Genomic DNA, 18,541 nt, shown 5'->3' with positions numbered 1-18,541 from the left:
AGGAACAGACGCTATAAATAGGCACAAAAAAAGTCGTCAATACCATATCTTGCATAGTATTGACGACTAATTTATTTTTTAATCAGTAAATGATTGATTGAGCTTGTTCAAGTCGCTATCTTGGAACTTAATGTCATCCAATTGGTCAGCTTTGTCATGTAAAGTCTCACTAATTCTATCAGTGATCTTTGCGACTTCTGTTTGATCAGCGGCATCAGGGAAGACCCCAACAATTAAATAGTCGACAGGTGCGGCGTCATTGCCCCAAGCAATAGGATTCTTGAAGGTCATCATCATAGTATGTACACGGCTCTTACTGTCACTTGTGGCATACATGAAGACAGCCCGGTTTTCAATGAGCTTGTTACCATTGGCTGCACTAGCAAAGATACTGCTTTGAATGCTTTGTTCATCAAGATTGAATTCTTCAGCTGTCTTCTTGGCAGCTAATTTCAAAGCGTTAATTTGGGTGTTATCCTTTAATTCAACATTTGCGGTGGTGTGATTTTTTCTAAAAATTTTAAACATAATCAATATCTCCTTGCGTTTTAAGTTATGAAGCTATTCGACATGTCTTACTTCTCTACATCAATTATGATATTCTATCGAACCCGTTTCATAGCAAGGGAAAAGTTTAATTTTTTTTAGAAGAGTATAAATTGTTGCTGGGACGGTTGATTTGAGGGTACTTTTCATTTAAAGCTTCAAAAGCTGCTTGGACATTTTGAGGAATATCGACATGGGCAATAAAATTCTTGCCGTTTGGTCCATAGCCGTTTGAATCATCAGTTAGCCGAGGAATTTCGCCCATTAGAAGCTGCATGTAACGTTTAGGAGTCCACATTCCGAGGATCTCTTTGGAAAATGCCACTTGTTGATCTTTGAAGATCAGTTCATTTTGGTAAGTCGCAAAGTTGATGATTTGTATCGATGGCGAAAGATATTTAGCTAAACAGGCACTCATCCGTTTTTGCATCGTTGCGTCTTGAGCCAAAATAATAGACCGGAAATCAAGATGATTTTCAGCCAATAGTTGCAACAGATAGGTGATATTGTTTCCACAGTTAGTCGATTTAGTCTCCAAGTAGTCTACTTCAAGATTGAATCTTCTCTTTAATAACGCCGCAAAGATCTCAGCTTCTTGCATTTCTTGGGCAGGGATGTCCGGGTATTGTAACGCTACAGCCTTTTGTAACGTTGCCGTTGTGTGTCCGAAGCCACCGACAATGACATATTTTTTGGCAACTTGTTGCTGAATCGCCGTAGCTAAAATATCGACTCCATAAAGAATACTGCCACCGAATAAGACGAATACGTCAGCTTGAGGTAGTTGATATTTGGCTTGCAGAGAAGCTTTAGAAAGAGCACTGATATCACGTTGTCCTAAAAATTTTCCCAGCAGATTAAAATTGTCTAAATCATTTTGCAGCATCAATTTTTTGCACACCTTCAGGAATGTCGACTACCTTGTCCACAATGTAATCAGCACCAGCATTGTTTAACTCTGCATAGTCGCCGAAACCATATGTTACGCCTAATGTGTGGACGTTATTAGCCACGCCGCCTTCCATATCTGTCATTCGATCGCCAATCATAATTGATTCAGAAGCTAACACCTGACTGTCATCTAAACCATAATGAAGAATTGCTTTTTTGGTATTGCGAGTCGTCTCATCATCAGAAGCACCATAGATTCCTGAGAAGTATTGCTCTAATCCAAGATGGGGAATAAGTTGCTTAACTAATGATTCAGGTTTGACTGAAGAGACATATAATTTATATCCGTCAGCTTGTAAGTCTTGCAGAGTGTTTTCCATCTGATTATAAATCTTTAATTGATAGACACCTTTATCGTTATAAAAAGCTTGGTAAGTTTTAATAGCTTGAGGGTAGTCGGCTTTAGGGAGATTAGGATAAAATCTTTCCAAACTATCAACAAGCGCTGGTCCAATAAATTTTTGATAAGTGGCTAAGCCCAAGTTTTCCAGATCCATTTTGTCGGCCATATATTCAAGAGCATTGACGATACCTTCTTGAGTATTGGCAATCGTGCCATCGAAATCAAAAAATAAGTTCTTCATTTAAGCAATCTCCTTTATATATCATGTGTTTTTATTATAGCAAATAATAAAATTAGTTATAATCATTCTGCGATTGGTTTGTGACACGCCACTAAGATTCCTGATAATGTTAATAGCACTGATAGAACGACCAGAATCAAGATGATCAAATTCCAAGAGCCAGCCAAATTTTCAATGAAACCGAATAATACCGGACCGAAAGCGGCTAATAAATAACCAGCAGATTGCGCCATCCCTGAAACTTCGGCTGTTTGGTAAGGATTAGTGGTCTTTTCGGTAAAGAAGATCACCGCCATATTAAAGGCTAAGCCGGAACCAAAACCTGTTATGATCGTAATCAAGATGAGGTAGAGGCTGTTATTAGTTGAAACAAGATAACCTAAAGGTGCCATTGCGTAGCCAATAAAGAGCATGATCAATAATTTTTTCATACCATTTTTGCGTATCGATAAGAAAGGCACGACAAAAGAACAAGGGAGCCCACTTAGTTGTAATAAAGTTAATAAATTACTGGAAAAAATCGTGCCGAGACCGTGGCTCTGCAAAATAGATGGTAGCCAAGTGATAAAGGAATAGTAAACAATTGATTGTAAACCAAAAAAGACTGTTATCAACCAACCCAAGCGTTGTTTCCAAACACTCTGGTAATTTAACTTCTTGTCAGCAGAAGTACTCTCATGATGATTGGAGCGTAAGTTAGGAATCCAAAAGATCAAGGCAATAATTGCTACAACGGAAAGAATCGCTAGCGTAGATTGCAAACTCATTTTAGTGATAAAGAGACCGGATAACGCCGTACCAATGGCCCCGATAAGGAGCATCGACATCGTATAAAGACTAGTTCCTAGTGGAATATTGTCAGGTAGACGTTCCTTGATTATAGCTGGAACTAAAACATTACCACTGTCAATTCCGATTCCAGCTAAAAAAGTCCCCAACAGCAAAGCCCAAATAGTAGGGATGATTCGCAGGTAACTACCAACGATGAGAATGATGAAGAAGACAAAAATCGTCAATTCATTACCGATGCGTTTAGCAATTTTAACGAAAACCGGTGAAAAAATAGCGAAAGTAATCAAAGGAATAGAAGTGATCAACCCAGCTAAAGATTTAGGAATACCGAGATCCTTTTCAATCGTGCTTAGAAGTGGCGGAATAATAGTAATGGGGAGCCGCAAGTTGGCTGCAACCAGCATCATACTGATCAGAAACCATTTTTGATGATTTTTTGTTGACTGCATTGTAACCTCCTAAAAAACAATACTTTAAGTTTAAACCTGTAGACTAGGTCAATACAACTATCCTTCTTTGGATATGTTGATGGGGAGGTGATTTTTTGGTTCACTGCCGTCATCCGCTACAGTTCTGGGGGATATGGAACGTGGTGGGCCGACTTGGAGCCCCTCAGCAAGCTGACGGTCTTCAAGCTCGACCGTTTACTAAATTGGCAAAAACCGCCAATTAAGTAAAATTTCACCACTGATATCCCCCAGAACTTTCGCTCCTGACTAGGGCTACTGCATATTTGATTTGTTAGTGATATGTATAGGAATCCTACGTTCCTTATTTAGCTTGGTAGGAGTGGAAGCTGGAAAACCTTGGTGCTTAAGAGCAAAAGATAAAAAGCAAGACAAAAAAATGTATTGAATTGACTTATTTTTATATCAATTCAATACATTAGTAGTTATTAAAAGCATCAATTCATTTTATCTTTTAAGGATTTAAGTTCTTGCCCTTAATCTTTAGCCCTTGAACTTGCCTTAGCTCTTGAACTTGTTCACTTGAGGGATATCCAAACATGTTTTAACATTCTAGGCTGTAGTGAGAGCTCTGAGGGGTCTCAGCCATGAAATTGTTCTTAGTGGGCGAAGCACACTTAGAACAAGGCTCGACTTTGAAACAATTGTGCACTTCAATTGGTTCAAAGCGATGCCCATGGCGTTCCAGACCCCTCAGAGCCGAACGAAAGCCGGCAGTGAACCACCATCAACTGCAACGTTTATTTCTATTTAGACCATTTAGCAAAGAAACTAGCTGTAAAATCAATAAACTTATCACGAGAAACCTTGAAGTCGTTATCTTCAAGATACTCGACCAAACCAAGCAAACCACCAACGATAAAGCTGATCATCAATTCCGGAGTATCCGACTCAGTAATCATCTTAATCAAAGGATCATTTTGACTGGCGGGGTCCTTGCTTTTCTTCTTAACAATATCCTGTAAAATACTGCGAAATTCCGGATAAAGATTAGCCTTAGTCTGATATTGCGGTGAAAGATGATGGATAAAGCTATTATTTTTCTCCATAAAATCAGCAATTTGGTAAACAATCGTTTTAGCGTTCGAAGTATTGTTGAGCAAATCATCTAATAAATAAGAAAAAACTGCGTGCAATAATTCATACTTATCGCTGAAATAACGATAGAAAGTACTGTGATTAATCAGAGCCTCGTCACAAATATCACCAACTGTGATCTTCTCGAAGGTTTTCTTTTGAAGTAAGGAAATCATCGCGGTGATGATCGACTTTTCCGTTCGTTGAGTTACTTGTGACATGTTGCATCCTCCTAAAGTACTTTGACGTTTTCGTAATGTGGCATTAATGTATTAAAATTATAGTCCTTTATTTTTTTAATGCTATCCTTTCCGTTGAAAAAGGCAGTCAAACTTCCAGCTAGCATGAGATTTAATGGTTCGTCGGTCATATTACGAACACCAATGACAGGGACATTATTAGCAAAGGCATAGCCACATTCCCACATTGTACCAGAATCTGGCTCTAATTCGTTTTCTTCTATCTTATAGTCTAACATTGCAACAACGACATCTGAAACATTAATATTGTTGATATCATGCTTGAAGACAGCGGTTTGCCATTCGAATGAACCAAACTCGGCAGCAGTATAGTCATCTTTGCCTGGTCGGAAAATATCGCCAATCGTTTTGTTGGCAGCAAGTAAGTCCTGAATTTCATCGAGGCGTTTCACCTGATTATCACTGAAAAATGGTCCGGCTAAGTAAACACGATTCTTTTTTTCCATGGGTATGTAGCAACTCCTTTATATTTATACTCTAATTATACTGAAATGTTCGGAAAATGCTCGAAAAATTAGCTCGAAGACCGTTATTTTTTCAGTTATAAGGAGTAAATTTTCAATAAATACTATCATAAAAAATAAGTTTTAAATTTTGTTGAAAAGCCTTTTCATTTCAGATATTAGATGATATAACTTTTATAAGCACGGAGGCATTGCTTATGAAAAAGAATTTACAGAATAGTCGTAATGACAAAAGAAATGTTAGCTTACTTGCGGCACTAGGAATTTTCCTGGCATTTATTCTGCTGATTTTTTAGGGAAACGTGCTTATAGATGGGAAAAAGTAGTATTCTTAATTAGAAGACTAAAACGGCTGGGACTAGATGAAAATTTAGTCTCAGTTTTTTAATGGAGGGCTGAAGTTGGTGAATGAAAGTCAAATCAAAAATATTCTATATGCTGGCGTAGTCGGCGATGCTTTAGGCGTTCCTGTGGAATTCTCTAAACGTGATTCATACTATGTTGATTCAATGATTAATGGGGGTGTTTGGGAACAACCTGCTGGCAGCTGGTCCGATGATACTTCCTTTTCACTTCCATTAATGGAGAATTTAACTGAACAGGGTGATTTGAATCAATTAATGAAAAAGTTCGAGAATTACATGTTTCACAACGAATATACCCCTGACAATTTAGCCTTTGGTATCGGTGCGACGTGCAAAAAAGCGATCATCAATTGGTCAGTAAATCAGTATGACCCTTTAAAGTGTGGTGATCCCAGTGTAGAAGCCAATGGTAATGGGGCAATCATGCGACTGGCACCTTTGGCAATTCATTTAACCGATGAAAAAGACTTATCCAAACGGCTTAAACTGACACGTGAATATACTGTTTTAACTCATCGACATGCTCGAGCAATCGTGGGTAGTTATATTTATTTAGAAATCTTACACGGACTTTTGAATGGTCAGGCGCTGCGAACAATCTTGAGTAAATTACCTGATCAATTGAATCAAGCTCTTCAAAATCGTCCAGAAGAGTTAGCTCAATTGGCTCAATATGAATTGATGTTTCAAACAGACTTTGATGCAACACTGCGTAAGGATATCAAATCTACTGGATATGTAGTGGATACACTTTTGGCTAGTATTTGGTGTGTTTTAAATAGTACTAGTATCGATGGAGCTATCATTATGGCCGTCAATTTAGGTGATGACACCGATACGATTGCTAGTATCACGGCTACAATTAGTAGTTGTGAAAATCTAAGTGATCAAGTTAACAACGACTGGAAGTCTCAACTGAGAAATCCCCAATTATTAGAAAGCATTATTGTTCCGTTTGCTCGAAAAGAAGCGGTTCGAGAGTTAGTTTAAAGAAATTGAAAAAGAGACACTGCTGATTAATAGCGGTGTCTCTTTGTTGTTGTGTGGCTTTCAAAAATTCTTTGCTTATTTTTCAGGTTGAATTAAAGAATTATCAGAGTTTCCAAACCATTTTTTGTTGATCTTTTGTAGTTCACCAGTGTCAGCTAAGTGTTGTAAAGCTTGATCGATCTTTTTCTTCAAAGTTTTGTCACCTTTACGCATTCCCACGGCAAAGTCTTCGCCATCAAAGCCACCGGTTGTTGTCCGATAGGAACTAGGATCTTTTTCTTTACTAATATAGTAACCAGCATAAACACTATCGATCAATAAACCTTGAATACGATTAGCATTCAGATCCATCAAAGCATTGTTGAAGGAATCGTAAAGGACCGGTGTTTTGCCTTTGATGTAGTTCTTGAGCATTTGTGGATGTTCATCGAGAAGACTAGCTCCAGAAGAACTAGTTTGAGCTCCTAAAGTTTTGTTTTGCATGTCCTTAAAACTGGTAATATTTTCCTTAGTTTTGGTAACTAAGACTTGGCGGTTAGCCATGTATGGGCGTGAAAAGAGCAATTGTTTTTGACGAGCAGGTGTAATAGTATAACCGTTCCAAATTAAGTCAATTGTCCGATTTCGTAATTCAGTCTCCTTCATGTTCCAATCGATCGATTGAAAATCGGCTTTGATGCCGTATTGTTTAAAGACAGCTTTGGCTAAATCAATATCGTATCCGACAAGCTGCCCATTTTTTTCACGAAAGCCCATGGGAACGAAGGTATCGTCAAGTCCAATAATGACACGGCCTCTCTTTTTGATGTGAGACCAAGTGTCAGCGGTATTGGCCTCTTGGGCCACCGACTTGGAGTTATCTGAACAACCGGCCAGACTGAGACTGAAGAAGGCTAATAAACTGAGTAAGATAAATAGCTTTTTTTTCATATTATTTATTAATCCCCCTATTTCTAATCATTTAATGGTTTAACTTCAAGCAGTTGGTCGGCAATTTTTTTGGCAAAATCAGGGTCATGGGTAATGACGATTTGAGTAATACCGGTATTCTTGAGATCTAAGATCACTTGGGCAACGGTATCGCGTAAACTTGGATCCAAAGCTGAAGTTGGTTCGTCATAACAGAGGATCTCTGGTTTCATTGCCAAAGCTCGTGCAATAGCAACTCGTTGTTTTTGACCTCCAGATAGTTCAAAAGGATATTGATTTTTCAAACTGGTCAATCCTAATTGTGCTAAGAGGTCTTCTACATTTTTTTCAGCAGTTTTTTTATCTTGTTTTAAAACCATTTCCGGTGCTAAAACGATATTTTCTAAAACTGATAAGTGCGGAAAAAGATTGAAGTCTTGAAAGACTACCCCGACCACTCGTTCTTTGACAGATTCGCCGAAGGGATCAAAAGTTTGCCCGTTGAGGAGAAAACTGCCTGAATCCACTTTTTCTAAACCAGCAATGCAGCGTAACAAGGTAGTTTTACCAGCACCACTAGGTCCGACAATACTAAGGATCGAATTATCTTTGACCTCGAGATTGAGGTTATTTAAGATGGTCTTGCCATCGAAGCTTTTAGTTATATTTTCTAATTTCAACATATTGATTTTCTCCTAACGGTAATAACTGAAACGTTTTTCTAAGACTTTAAGCACCCAAGTACAGATCAGAGTTAATAGTAAGTAAATGACACCAACTAATACTAGTGGCAATAAGGTTACATCACGTGAACTGGCAATGTTTCCAGCTCTTAGTAAGTCGCCTAAGCCAATGACATAAACTAAAGATGAGTCTTTGACTAAGTTAATAACTTCATTTCCAATTGAAGGAAGGACGATTTTGATAACTTGAGGAATAATAATTTTTCTGATCGTTTGCCAGTAACTGAGTCCCAATACTTTAGCACCTTCGAATTGACCTTTGCTGACAGTACTAAAACCACCACGAAAGATTTCTGCAAAGTAAGCTGTGTAATTCAAGATAAAGGCAAACAAAGCGGCGTCGTAACGTTCAAAGACGATATGTGCGAAAGGCATGTTAGGTAATCCGTAAAAGACAAAGATCAATTGTAATAGCAGTGGCGTTCCCCGCATGACCCAAATATAAAATGATAAGATCCAGCTCAAAGGTTTAAACTTCGAGCTTCTGCCCAATGAGACTAGAACGCCTAGTGGCAGGGAACAAATGATTGTCCAAAAGAAAACCTTCAAGGTCATTACAGTCCCACTTAATAGTGACGGTAAAATTTCAAAAATATAATTTAACATGGCTAATTTCCCCTTTGTTTAAATACAAAAAAATCCTCTAGCAAAATAATGCTAGAGGACGTTTTGACGTGGTTCCACCTCGAGTTCGTCAGCACTTCACAATACTGACCTCAAGAAGTTATTGCAAACAAAGTAGTAGCCAAAATAAAAACCCCCTTAGTCAAAAACTGACTAAGAGGGCGAATTTTCGCGGTACCACCTCTGGTTACTAATATCTCACGATATTAGACTCATGAAGTTACAATAACTTCAGCTGTAACGGTGCTACCGAAATGACCTACTATAATTCAATCATTCAACTTACAGATGTGTTTCATCAAGGACCAGATTAACTCGCACCACCGTTAACTCTCTGAACTGATTTGCTCGATTACTCTTCTGTCGTCGTTTTTGTATTTGTTTTAAAATGTTGAAATTATCGTACGACCATTAATAAATAAAGTCAAGCTTTTTTATTAAAAATTGACATACGTTATTATTTATAATATATTGTTAATGAACAAATATTATACGACGTATAATATCATAGAAACGAGGAGATCTTATGGCAATTCAAGTCTCAACCGAGATTCTTGAAGGTTCGGTGCTGGCTTTGTTAACCAAAGAGGATTACTACGGTTATGCGCTAACCCGGGAAGTTAAGAAAGTATTTCCAATTTCGGAATCAACCATGTATCCGATTTTACGTCGTCTAAAGAAAGAAGCTTGGTTAAGCACATATGATCAAGCTTATGAAGGACGTAATCGCCGTTACTATAAAATAACTGATCAAGGTTTAGAACGTTTAAACCAAATCAAGAGTAACTGGCAAGAATTAAAAACTGCGACAGATGCAATCTTGGAGGGGAACAATGAAGAATAAGGTGATTGATTCTTACATTGATGAATTTGAAATATATTTACATCAGTTAGATGCAAAAGAAAAACAGGACGTCTTGGAATTTTATCGAGAATATATCATTGATGCTAATCTACAAACTAGCGATGCTATCATCAATGAATTAGGAACTCCTAAGCATTTAGCTCGAAAAGTCTTAGCAGATTATTCGATCAAGATGTCAGAAGAGAATTATCAAAATGTCCAAGAGGGCGAGATCACCAGCAATCAACGTTTTTCACGTAATTTGAAGATGATCGGTTTAGTCATTTTGGCACTAATGGCTTCACCAGTAGCTATTATAGTGGCAATTATTTTAATTCCGTTGATTCTGTTATTCATCGGGATAGCTGTTTTTATGGTCTTGTTATTCCTTTTCCTAGTAGCAATGTCAGTGGTTGGTGGAATCGGGGCTATTTTCATGGGCGTCTCAGTCATCTTCCAATCATTTGCGACCGCTATTTTCTATATTGGAATTGGTCTATTGATTCTGGGAGTCGATTTCTTCATCATTCCGATCATTATCGCACTGTTCAAATGGTTCTTCAGCGTCATCGTAATTTTCTTCCGTTGGTTAGGTAAGAAATTATTGCATGGAAGAAAGACACCAATGAAGGGGGAAAAACAAAATGCGTAAGTACTTCGTAACAGGTTTTTATTTACTGATAATTGGTGGCTTGCTTTTACTTGGCGGAGTTTTGATGGGGGCTAATAGGTCAGTCATTTGGGATCACGGATTCAAAGTGGCACAAGAAAAGGATGAGACTTATCCACTTGCCGATTTCAAGAATGTTTATGTCGAAGGCAAAGACGTTGATGTCTCCATTCGATTTGGTGACCGTTATAAGATCCATATCGCCGGCGACAAATCACAAGCACCTACGTATAAAGTTAAAGATGATACTTTATCAGTTGTCGGACCTGAGAAAAAAGGTTCAATCGGCGTCGATGTTTTAGGACATGAAAAGGTAACTATTACTATTCCTATGAACAAGAAGTTAGACAATGTTCATTTGAGAACGGCCAAAAGTAACTTGCAGCTCAATGATGTAACGATAAACAGTTTGGTGAAAACCGCTCAAGACATGGACTATGACTCCAATATAGCTCTAAATGATGTTACGATTCATAACGCCGCTGATATAACGGTATATAACGCTGCCTTTAATGTCAAAAATTCGAATATTACTAACTTGAATTTAGCGGGGAGTGAGTATTCAACGATTAAAACAGACAACACCACAATTAAGGATTCGCATTTGAACTTGGATGGTTCTACCTTGGCAATCAAGCAGTCCAATCTTGATTCAATGCACGCCGTCATTAATCATGGAAAAGTCAATTTAACTAGCACTGTTTTGATGAATAAGAATAAATTCGATTTGTCTAATTCTAGTAAATTCACTGGTAGTAATCTGACTGTCGATGGTTTGAAATTGGCCCTTGATAAAGGTTTAGTCAGATGCTACAACAAAAATTATGGTATTCAGTATGAAAATAAAGCTGATGCTGCCAACTTGCTTGATGTTAAGGGTACTAAGGGAACGATTACGATTAAGTAAATTAGGTTGTCATAGTTAACTTTGTTATAATAGGAGTATTTATTGCGAGGGATATAGATGAATACTAACTATAATCGATTATCTGCCATGGAGATTCGTCGGGAAGCTCATCGAGCCTTTCGAAAGGATATTAGAGGGACGATTTCATTAAATGTCATTCCCATTCTCTTAAGATTTTTGGCAGTATTTTTTGGAACTAAACTGTATACAAATTGGATGAGTAACTTAAATGTTAATCTAGCTGATCCAGGTCAAGCTAGCCGTCGTTTAGCTGAAATTTCTAATAGTATGGCTAACGATCCTAGTTCTGCGGATAAGTATATGTTGACGTTGACGCCACAAACGAGTGTGGCTGTTTATGCTTTTATGTTATTCTTCATTATGATTTGCGTAGGGGTTTCTTATACCTTACTAGATAAAATCAGAAATCCTGATTATCAGATCAATTCACTGCGCGACAGTCTTCAAGCTTTTTCAGGAAGGTACTTCTTTCCGTTGATCTTTATCACGGCGCTCTTCGGCTTATTCTTAGAAGCTGGGTTGATGCTGTATATCATTCCTGGAATCTTCTTCTTCTTGATATTTTCACAAGCCTTTTTTGTTTTCAAAGATGACGTGGCCGATCAGGGAAAGTGGAATTTCAGAATGGCTTTTTCAACCTTTAGTCGTAGTTCAATCTTAATGCGTGGTTACAAATGGACTTACTTCTCACTTTGCTTTGAATTCTTCTTTTGGGAAATTCTTAATGCTTTAACGCATGAATTATTGTCTATTTGGCTCCAGCCTTATGAGCAATTGACAATGGCAATTTTTTACCAAAAAGTTTTAGAAAATAATCGACAAAATCAACAAAAATAAACGAAAGTATCACCAAACATGATTAGCTTTCGAATATAAAAGTAAAGCCGCCTCTGATTCAAAATGCTGAATCAAAGGCGGCTTTTTTTAACGTGTTTCAACGAAAATATAATCAATGGCTTTTGCACCAATCGTAATGTTAGTTCCATCGGCTTTTTTGACAACTAGTGAATTATCAAATTTTTCATGTTTGATGACTTCAATTGTATCGTCAATTTCCAAGTTTAAACTGCCAAAGTATTGTAAAAAGTCATAATTATCGGAAACTCGCACGATTTGTACTTTCGTACCGTCGGCAATCATACTGAGCAATTTGTCGTCAGCGTCAGTTTCACCTTGGCCGTTACCAGGAATGATACCACCGTGTGGGCAACGTTGAGGATGATCCAAAAAATCATTCAGACGATCAACTAAGTCGTCATCAGAAGAATGTTCCAGTGCATCGGCGTTATGATGAACATTGTCGACGGGATATTTTAAACATTCGTGAAGGAAAACTTCCCATAAACGGTGGGTCCGGACTAATTTTTCCGAAACCTTGTTACCCTTTGGAGTTAAGACAATTTTATTGTAAGGAGAATGCGTTAAATAGCCCTCACTAGCTAATGCATTCAACATTTCAGTAACGGATGGGGCGGAAACATTCATGATTTCGGAGATCCGTTTGTTGGTAATTTTGGTAAAATCATAATTTAATTCATAAATAGTTTTTAGATAATTTTCTTTGTTAGGGGACAATTTTGCAACCTTTCGTTTAACCTAATAATATTATTAGCCTCTTTATTATAGCGCATATCGTTAAACTTTGATAATTTATAATGTTAAAATGTTTACATTAAAAGGGAGGGATTTTTTATGAGCGAGCCAAAACGCCGCTTTGATTGGTTCGGTTTTATTATTGGACTGATCTCTTTGTATGCGGGTTATTTAGTGATCTGGTATCCATTGAAAAGTTTGTCAACGATTGCAGTTATCTTTGGGGTCTTTGTTATTTTAAGAGGGGTCTACCAACTGTGGTTCGGTTCTCAAATGACACGTTTTCTAGGTGTCAGAAGTGGTTGGACAATTTTTTCAGCCATAGTTAATATTATTATCGGTATTATTTTTATCGCACATGTCAACGTAGGTGTGATGGTTATTATTTACATGTTTGCTATTTGGTTCTTGCTAGATGCCGTTTTCCAAATTATGACTTCACGGTTCTACCATTTCTTCGGAAAAAAATATTATATTTTAATCGTAATTTTGGCATGTTTGAACCTACTATTCGCCGTTATCTTGCTGTTCAATCCAGTGCTTGCTGGAGGCTTTATTGTTTTCATGCTAGCCTTCTTCTTCTTTGCAACTGGAATTTCCGAGATTATTGAGGCATTTTAATAAAAAAGCATTTTCTACGTCTATAAATTTTGGTAAAATGTAGGAAGTGTAAATGCCGTCTTAGCTCAGCTAGGTAGAGCATCACCATGGTAAGGTGGGGGTCGTCGGTTCAAGTCCGATAGACGGCTTTTTAAGTTTAAACGAGCAAGAATATCAGTTTTCTTAATAAGAGAGTTGAATGTTGTTAAATCAGCAGTTTCAGCTCTTTTTTGTTTTTCTAAATGTTTTACACATATGGGAAAATTCGTATACTACCTCTATTTTTTGAGATTAAAAAAGTAATATTTCCTCACAAGAATGTCCTAATGTTCGGTAGGAGATGAATAAATGGTATTATTAATCAGTAATTTAAATACAGAATAAATTTAAATTGCTACTTCAACTTTAGGAGGTGGGAGCATGTATCAAATATTAGCTGATTCAGAGTGTGACTTGCCATTGGAAGTTCTTCAAGCAGGTAATGTCAAAGCAATCAGTTTTCACACTAAAATAGGAGACCGGGATTTGATCAATGACTTTGGGGAAAGTTATGATATCGATGACTTCTATAAACAAATTAAAGCTGGTACGATGCCTACTACGACTCAAGTGAACGTTGGCGAGTACTTTGAATTCTTCAAACCATATGTCGAAAAGAAAGTTCCGATCGTGTACGTTGGATTTTCCAGTGGGCTCAGTGGGTCAATGTCAAGTGCTAATCAAGCTAGGGAGATGCTCTTAGAGTCTTATCCAGAAGCTGACATTCGTATTGTTGATACTTTAGCTGCTAGTGGTGGCGAAGGCTTAATGGTCTTGAATGCTATCAGATTACAAAAGTCAGGTGCCACGTTAGATGAATTTGTGAAATGGTTTGATGACAATAAAATGTTATTGCAATCTTGGTTCACAGTCGATAATTTGAACTATCTTTATCACGGCGGACGTATTTCACGAGCTTCGGCAACATTGGGGACTATCCTGCAAGTTAAACCGATTCTTGATGTTGATCCCAATGGTAAATTAAGGATGGTTTCTAAGGCACGAGCCCGTAAGAGATCACTCTTGGAGATTGCGGATAAAGTCATTTTGGCGATGTCTAGCGATCCCCAGCAACCGATAATTATTACCACCAGTGGGGATTATGACGCGGCTGAAGTTGTTAAGGCACGAATTTTAAATAAATTTAGTCAGGCTGATATAAAAATTTATCCAATCGGGATGACAATTGCTAGTCACACTGGATTTGGATGTGTGGCAGTCTTTGCTTTTGGCGAGACACCTCGGGTCTAAATAATAATGAAATTATAATTTAGCTATTCAATTACGATTGAATGGCTTTTTTTTAATATAATTTGACAATCAAATTTTAGAGCGTAATACTTGCGTTATAAGTAATTTATTACCAATTTAATAAAATTGATAATAATTACACTAAATTGATGAGGGTGATTTAGTTAATTATGCTAAGAAATAAGGGTAAAGAATGGGCATTATCCTGTGTAGCTGTCAGTGCGGCAGTACTTATGGGAATGAGTACAACAGTCTATGCCGATACAACCAACAATAATGTTAATTCAGAAAATACAACAATTAATAAAGAAAGCGTTACGTCTGCTCAAACACAGAGTTCAGCTGTGACTCAAGCAACTAATGACTCTGTACCCGATGGGGGACATGTAAGTGATGATTTTTCTAATGAAAGTCAAAATCAACTAGGTTATGCGTCAAACTTCCATATTTTTGCTAACGAAGCTCATTTGAATGCACATACTAACGGAAATGTTGCTGTGGGGGATTTTTATGGCAATGTTAACTTTGGTACGAATGTCATTGATGGTGGTTTAGATAGAGAGGTCTCATATATTCAAACACCACACAATATTGCCAGCAGTTCTTTTGTAACGAGTGGCGATACACGTGATAATAAGGTCGTTTTCGGTGAGAACAATAATATTGATGTTTCAAACAGCAATCGTCCAGCAATTAACGGGACTAATTTGGATCACATCAATGGACAAGAGATTTACCAAGATAAGAATAGTAATGAATACATTGATATTAAGAACTATCTGGATAACTTTTTAAGTAACAAGTCGACTTCTTTAACAGCTAAGACGCCACAAGTTTCAGTAACCAATAGTGACTTCCCCGATAAAAATCAGCGCATTATTAATTTACAGGAGTACCAAGTAACCGCTGATAACAAAATTATCATTGATTTAGATCCTAGTGTATTAAATGAGAATACGCCATTAACAATCTTTGGATTATCTGATACTGCTGGTGGTACCAACGTTATCATTAATGTTGATACTAAGGGTCAAGATCCTTACGAAGTTAACTCACAAATTAAGTTGATTTATAGCGATGGGACTACTAACAATGATGTCACCCGTCCTAATCAGGAAACTGAATACTTCGATGACAACCATTTGCTTTGGAATTTCTATGACAGTACAGCAGCAGATAAGCTTTATCAAGGCCAGGTCAATATCCAACGCCCATTCCAAGGTAGTGTTCTAGCTCCTAAAGCAACAGTAGACGTTAATGCCAACTTAGACGGAAATATTGCCGCTAATAAGGTTGTTGTGTCTGCCGAAACTCACCGTTGGGATTTCCAAGACGATTCTGAAACGGAAACTGAATATGAACGTCCAATAACAATTCCTGGAGAACTACCAGAGTTACCTGGTGAAGAAGGCAATGAAGGCGGCAATATCATAGATCCTGATGATGAAGAGGAAGCAGAGGTTGATCCAGACACTGGTGACCTTATCGAAGTTGATGGAGGCAGTGAGGGTCAAAAACCAGATACTGATGACGAAGATGATTCAGAACAGGACAAGGACAAAGATCCTAACGATGAAGACAAGTTATTAACTGACGATAATTCGGATAAGGATAGTTCTGATAAAGACAGTAACGATACTGAATCACAGACGCCAAATAATATAAATACTGATAAGTCAGGACTATTGCCTCAAACAAGTCAAACAAATGGAATTTTGATTACGATTGGCGGCTTGATTTTGTTAGCCTTTGGCTTGATCTTAAAAGCAACTCACATTAAAAAAGAAGATTAATTAATCTTAACCTTTTAGTTTGGAAGTTAATTTCGAGCTAAAAGGTTTTTTATTTAGAAACTAAAAAAGTCTCTGAAACTTTCTGACAATAATTTCATCAGATGGTCATCAGAGACTTTTTATTAATTATTTCTTTTTATGAGTTTTTCCAGTGAGCAAGTAGTTAAGACCAGGGATCAAACTAAAGATCCAAATAATGGCAACAGATAAGATGGCTACAACGATATACCGCAAGAATAAGGCAATCAACCCATGTACGGCTATATTTGAAGCAAACCATGGTTCAACGTACAAGATAAAAAGGTTGTGAACAAGGTAGACGCCAAAGACTAGTGGTGACAAGAATTCAAAGACTTCGATAGTCGTTTTAGATGTGATGCGGTTGCCCCATTTTTGTAAAAGAATGAACGCAGCGACAGACATCACGGGAATAAAAATTGAAGTTACGTAATAACCATTGTTAGGGTCATAAATTTGAGGTACAGCGGTTGAAACGTAATTTCCAGCAATGCCAGCGATTAGAAAAGTCAACAGTAGGACAAAATTATTAATATTTTCAACTTTTACTTTAGTTAACAGATAGCCAAGAATAAAGTAGCCCGTAAAACCGCCAATCAAAAAGAAATTAGCTACTGGGGATAAAGTCAGCATCGCTTGTTGGTCTTTGGGTAACAATACCGCTAAAGATGGTAACAACGAACAAGCAACTAACCAAATACCGGTAATGTAAACTAACATTTCCGTAGTCGCATTTTGAACAAAAGTTTTGATGACTGGAGAAAGAATATAGATTCCGATCAGAGGATACATGAACCAAAGTGTTGGTGAGGTGGGATGGTTCAAGATGGTTTTAACGGAACTAACAACATTGTGCAGCGATAAAGCATGAGCATAGATTCCGACAACAATCGGTGAAATAATTGACCACATAATGAATGGAACCGCAACTCGAGGAATTCTTTGTTTCCAAGTGTAAGTAAGTGAAGTAGTTTTTTTGCTATTCAGTAATAATGACCCGGAAATCATGAAGAATACTGGTACGCTGATATGGGCCAAATAATTGAGGATTTTGGTTACTTGCCACTGACCGGTACCGATATTTTGGGTTGTGTCGATAGCTGATACGTGAATAAAAATGACCAAAAAGATAGCGATAACTCGAATGAAATCAAGATAAAAAATACGATGGTTTTTATTCATTAATAAGTCCCTCCAAGAATACTCTATTAATAATAGTTGAAAACCAGTTGAAAATGAAGCATTAGCGTATGATATAATTACAAAGTAAAATTATTGATTGGAAGAAGTTAATATGCGCGTAGGAGATTCCCCAAGTACCGATTTTACCAGATATCTGATTTGGATAGCATTTTCGATTATTACCTTATTTTTAAAAAATAATGTGGTAAATCAAAAAGGATTTAATATTCCTTTGTTGTTTTTGTTTATCGCTGTCGGATTAATTACGTTATTCTTGATGATTAGAAAATACATCCGTGAAGAGAATTCTTTCTCGGATACGGCGGAGGGCTTCGTTTATTCATTAGTGTCTAATGCTGGCTTAGTTAGTTTAATGATCATCATGGTTTGTCTTTTGAGAATCATGATCAGTTATTTGCAAGTAACTGGAAAGCTAGCTAGTTTCGTTAATGATGATATTTTGAGTTCAGACCAGAATGTTTTTTTATTTGATATGATTGCCAATGTGTTCGTTATAGCGGTTCAGCAACAGTTAGTTCAGACTGGATTTTTCTTTAATTATTTCTTTAGAAAGACTTCTTCAAGCGGTGCCATTTTAGGAATCATTTTTAGTGGCTTAATTGCAGGTGCCATCAGTTTACCTGGTTCGTTATTGCAGTTTGCTATGATGACAGCTTTAGGTTGGTGCTACGCCTTGACATATCTTTATACAAAAGATGAAAAAATGGCGATTTTTGTAGCCATGGTCAGTGCAGCGGTTGGTACGATTATAATTTAATGTAAAATAAATAGATAACAGAAAAACAGCCACCAAATTTCAACTTTAGGGAATTTGGTGGCTGTTTTCATGT

21 protein-coding genes, 1 tRNA gene and 1 other annotated feature are annotated in these 18,541 nt (G+C 37.2%); of the genes, 11 read left to right on the top strand and 11 right to left on the bottom strand.

From position 1 onward, the window contains the following. Positions 1 to 78: 78 nt before the first annotated feature. From ACYT32_RS00220 to ACYT32_RS00205, 4 genes are all read right to left on the bottom strand, one after another. The gene (locus ACYT32_RS00220; protein ID WP_395263925.1) at positions 79 to 528 is read right to left on the bottom strand and encodes a PTS sugar transporter subunit IIA; all 450 of its coding nucleotides are present in this window, start codon (positions 526 to 528) and stop codon (positions 79 to 81) included. 106 nt (positions 529 to 634) lie between these two features. Further along, the gene (locus tag ACYT32_RS00215) at positions 635 to 1,432 is read right to left on the bottom strand and encodes an ElyC/SanA/YdcF family protein (RefSeq protein ID WP_395263924.1); all 798 of its coding nucleotides are present in this window, start codon (positions 1,430 to 1,432) and stop codon (positions 635 to 637) included. Then, positions 1,419 to 2,081, bottom strand: a complete 663-nt coding sequence (locus tag ACYT32_RS00210) for an HAD hydrolase-like protein (protein ID WP_395263923.1) — start codon at positions 2,079 to 2,081, stop codon at positions 1,419 to 1,421. The genes ACYT32_RS00215 and ACYT32_RS00210 overlap by 14 nt, the downstream gene beginning before the upstream one ends. Before the next feature lie 62 nt (positions 2,082 to 2,143). After that, a complete protein-coding gene (locus tag ACYT32_RS00205; RefSeq protein ID WP_395263922.1) occupies positions 2,144 to 3,322 on the bottom strand; it encodes a CynX/NimT family MFS transporter in 1,179 nt (392 codons plus the stop codon). 95 nt (positions 3,323 to 3,417) lie between these two features. Between ACYT32_RS00205 and ACYT32_RS00200 the strand changes: the two genes are divergently transcribed. After that, entirely contained in the window at positions 3,418 to 3,546 is a 129-nt protein-coding gene (locus ACYT32_RS00200; RefSeq protein ID WP_461793335.1) for a hypothetical protein, read from the top strand. 540 nt (positions 3,547 to 4,086) lie between these two features. Here the strand turns inward: ACYT32_RS00200 and ACYT32_RS00195 are convergent. Both ACYT32_RS00195 and ACYT32_RS00190 read right to left on the bottom strand, forming a co-directional pair. Next, the gene (locus tag ACYT32_RS00195; protein ID WP_395263921.1) at positions 4,087 to 4,638 is read right to left on the bottom strand and encodes a TetR/AcrR family transcriptional regulator; all 552 of its coding nucleotides are present in this window, start codon (positions 4,636 to 4,638) and stop codon (positions 4,087 to 4,089) included. An 11-nt stretch (positions 4,639 to 4,649) separates the two neighbouring features. Beyond that, positions 4,650 to 5,123 carry a nucleoside 2-deoxyribosyltransferase gene (locus tag ACYT32_RS00190; protein ID WP_395263920.1) on the bottom strand — a complete coding sequence of 158 codons (474 nt, stop codon included), beginning with the start codon at positions 5,121 to 5,123 and terminating at the stop codon, positions 4,650 to 4,652. Between the two features lie 422 nt (positions 5,124 to 5,545). On the opposite strand from ACYT32_RS00190, the gene ACYT32_RS00185 reads away from it, so the two are divergent. Next, on the top strand, positions 5,546 to 6,496 hold the full coding sequence (locus tag ACYT32_RS00185) for an ADP-ribosylglycohydrolase family protein (protein WP_395263919.1): 951 nt from the start codon (positions 5,546 to 5,548) through the stop codon (positions 6,494 to 6,496). Positions 6,497 to 6,571: 75 nt separating this feature from the next. Here the strand turns inward: ACYT32_RS00185 and ACYT32_RS00180 are convergent, their stop codons facing one another. From ACYT32_RS00180 to ACYT32_RS00170, 3 genes are read right to left on the bottom strand one after another with little or no spacing between them, the layout of a single operon-like run. Beyond that, positions 6,572 to 7,426, bottom strand: coding sequence for an amino acid ABC transporter substrate-binding protein (locus tag ACYT32_RS00180; RefSeq protein WP_395263918.1), 855 nt, complete (start codon positions 7,424 to 7,426; stop codon positions 6,572 to 6,574). A gap of 23 nt (positions 7,427 to 7,449) precedes the next feature. Further along, positions 7,450 to 8,088 carry an amino acid ABC transporter ATP-binding protein gene (locus ACYT32_RS00175; RefSeq protein ID WP_395263917.1) on the bottom strand — a complete coding sequence of 213 codons (639 nt, stop codon included), beginning with the start codon at positions 8,086 to 8,088 and terminating at the stop codon, positions 7,450 to 7,452. Between the two features lie 12 nt (positions 8,089 to 8,100). Beyond that, complete coding sequence (locus ACYT32_RS00170) at positions 8,101 to 8,754, bottom strand: amino acid ABC transporter permease (protein WP_395263916.1); 654 nt, start codon at positions 8,752 to 8,754, stop codon at positions 8,101 to 8,103. A 172-nt stretch (positions 8,755 to 8,926) separates the two neighbouring features. Beyond that, positions 8,927 to 9,148: a binding site (T-box leader), on the bottom strand. Positions 9,149 to 9,298: 150 nt separating this feature from the next. On the opposite strand from ACYT32_RS00170, the gene ACYT32_RS00165 reads away from it, so the two are divergent. Genes ACYT32_RS00165 through ACYT32_RS00150 form a run of 4 tightly spaced genes read left to right on the top strand, consistent with a single transcriptional unit; the run spans position 9,299 to position 12,051 of the window. Further along, a complete protein-coding gene (locus ACYT32_RS00165) occupies positions 9,299 to 9,616 on the top strand; it encodes a PadR family transcriptional regulator (protein ID WP_395263915.1) in 318 nt (105 codons plus the stop codon). Continuing rightward, the gene (locus tag ACYT32_RS00160) at positions 9,606 to 10,268 is read left to right on the top strand and encodes a DUF1700 domain-containing protein (protein WP_395263914.1); all 663 of its coding nucleotides are present in this window, start codon (positions 9,606 to 9,608) and stop codon (positions 10,266 to 10,268) included. Before ACYT32_RS00165 ends, ACYT32_RS00160 begins: the two co-directional genes overlap by 11 nt. Beyond that, positions 10,261 to 11,193 carry a DUF4097 family beta strand repeat-containing protein gene (locus tag ACYT32_RS00155; protein ID WP_395263913.1) on the top strand — a complete coding sequence of 311 codons (933 nt, stop codon included), beginning with the start codon at positions 10,261 to 10,263 and terminating at the stop codon, positions 11,191 to 11,193. Before ACYT32_RS00160 ends, ACYT32_RS00155 begins: the two co-directional genes overlap by 8 nt. Positions 11,194 to 11,250: 57 nt before the next feature. Next, a complete protein-coding gene (locus ACYT32_RS00150) occupies positions 11,251 to 12,051 on the top strand; it encodes a DUF975 family protein (protein WP_395263912.1) in 801 nt (266 codons plus the stop codon). 87 nt (positions 12,052 to 12,138) lie between these two features. On the opposite strand, the gene ACYT32_RS00145 is transcribed toward ACYT32_RS00150, so the two are convergent. Further along, positions 12,139 to 12,789: a metal-dependent transcriptional regulator gene (locus ACYT32_RS00145; protein ID WP_395263911.1), complete on the bottom strand. Its 651-nt coding sequence runs from the start codon at positions 12,787 to 12,789 to the stop codon at positions 12,139 to 12,141. 117 nt (positions 12,790 to 12,906) lie between these two features. On the opposite strand from ACYT32_RS00145, the gene ACYT32_RS00140 reads away from it, so the two are divergent. From ACYT32_RS00140 to ACYT32_RS00125, 4 genes are all read left to right on the top strand, one after another. Continuing rightward, positions 12,907 to 13,428 (top strand): HdeD family acid-resistance protein, encoded by a 522-nt coding sequence (locus ACYT32_RS00140; protein WP_395263910.1) that lies wholly within the window; start codon positions 12,907 to 12,909, stop codon positions 13,426 to 13,428. 54 nt (positions 13,429 to 13,482) lie between these two features. Beyond that, positions 13,483 to 13,556, top strand: a tRNA-Thr gene (locus tag ACYT32_RS00135). Positions 13,557 to 13,827: 271 nt separating this feature from the next. Continuing rightward, positions 13,828 to 14,697: a DegV family protein gene (locus ACYT32_RS00130; protein WP_395263909.1), complete on the top strand. Its 870-nt coding sequence runs from the start codon at positions 13,828 to 13,830 to the stop codon at positions 14,695 to 14,697. Positions 14,698 to 14,867: 170 nt separating this feature from the next. Then, on the top strand, positions 14,868 to 16,490 hold the full coding sequence (locus ACYT32_RS00125; RefSeq protein ID WP_395263908.1) for a collagen-binding domain-containing protein: 1,623 nt from the start codon (positions 14,868 to 14,870) through the stop codon (positions 16,488 to 16,490). Positions 16,491 to 16,616: 126 nt separating this feature from the next. Here ACYT32_RS00125 and ACYT32_RS00120 read toward each other — a convergent pair whose 3' ends face one another. After that, positions 16,617 to 17,690 carry an acyltransferase gene (locus tag ACYT32_RS00120; RefSeq protein WP_395263907.1) on the bottom strand — a complete coding sequence of 358 codons (1,074 nt, stop codon included), beginning with the start codon at positions 17,688 to 17,690 and terminating at the stop codon, positions 16,617 to 16,619. A 112-nt stretch (positions 17,691 to 17,802) separates the two neighbouring features. On the opposite strand from ACYT32_RS00120, the gene ACYT32_RS00115 reads away from it, so the two are divergent. Beyond that, a complete protein-coding gene (locus ACYT32_RS00115; RefSeq protein ID WP_395263906.1) occupies positions 17,803 to 18,468 on the top strand; it encodes a CPBP family glutamic-type intramembrane protease in 666 nt (221 codons plus the stop codon). Positions 18,469 to 18,541 lie beyond the last annotated feature (73 nt).

The organism is Companilactobacillus sp. FL22-3 (assembly GCF_054881455.1).
This window is presented reverse-complemented; position numbering and strand designations above follow the sequence as displayed.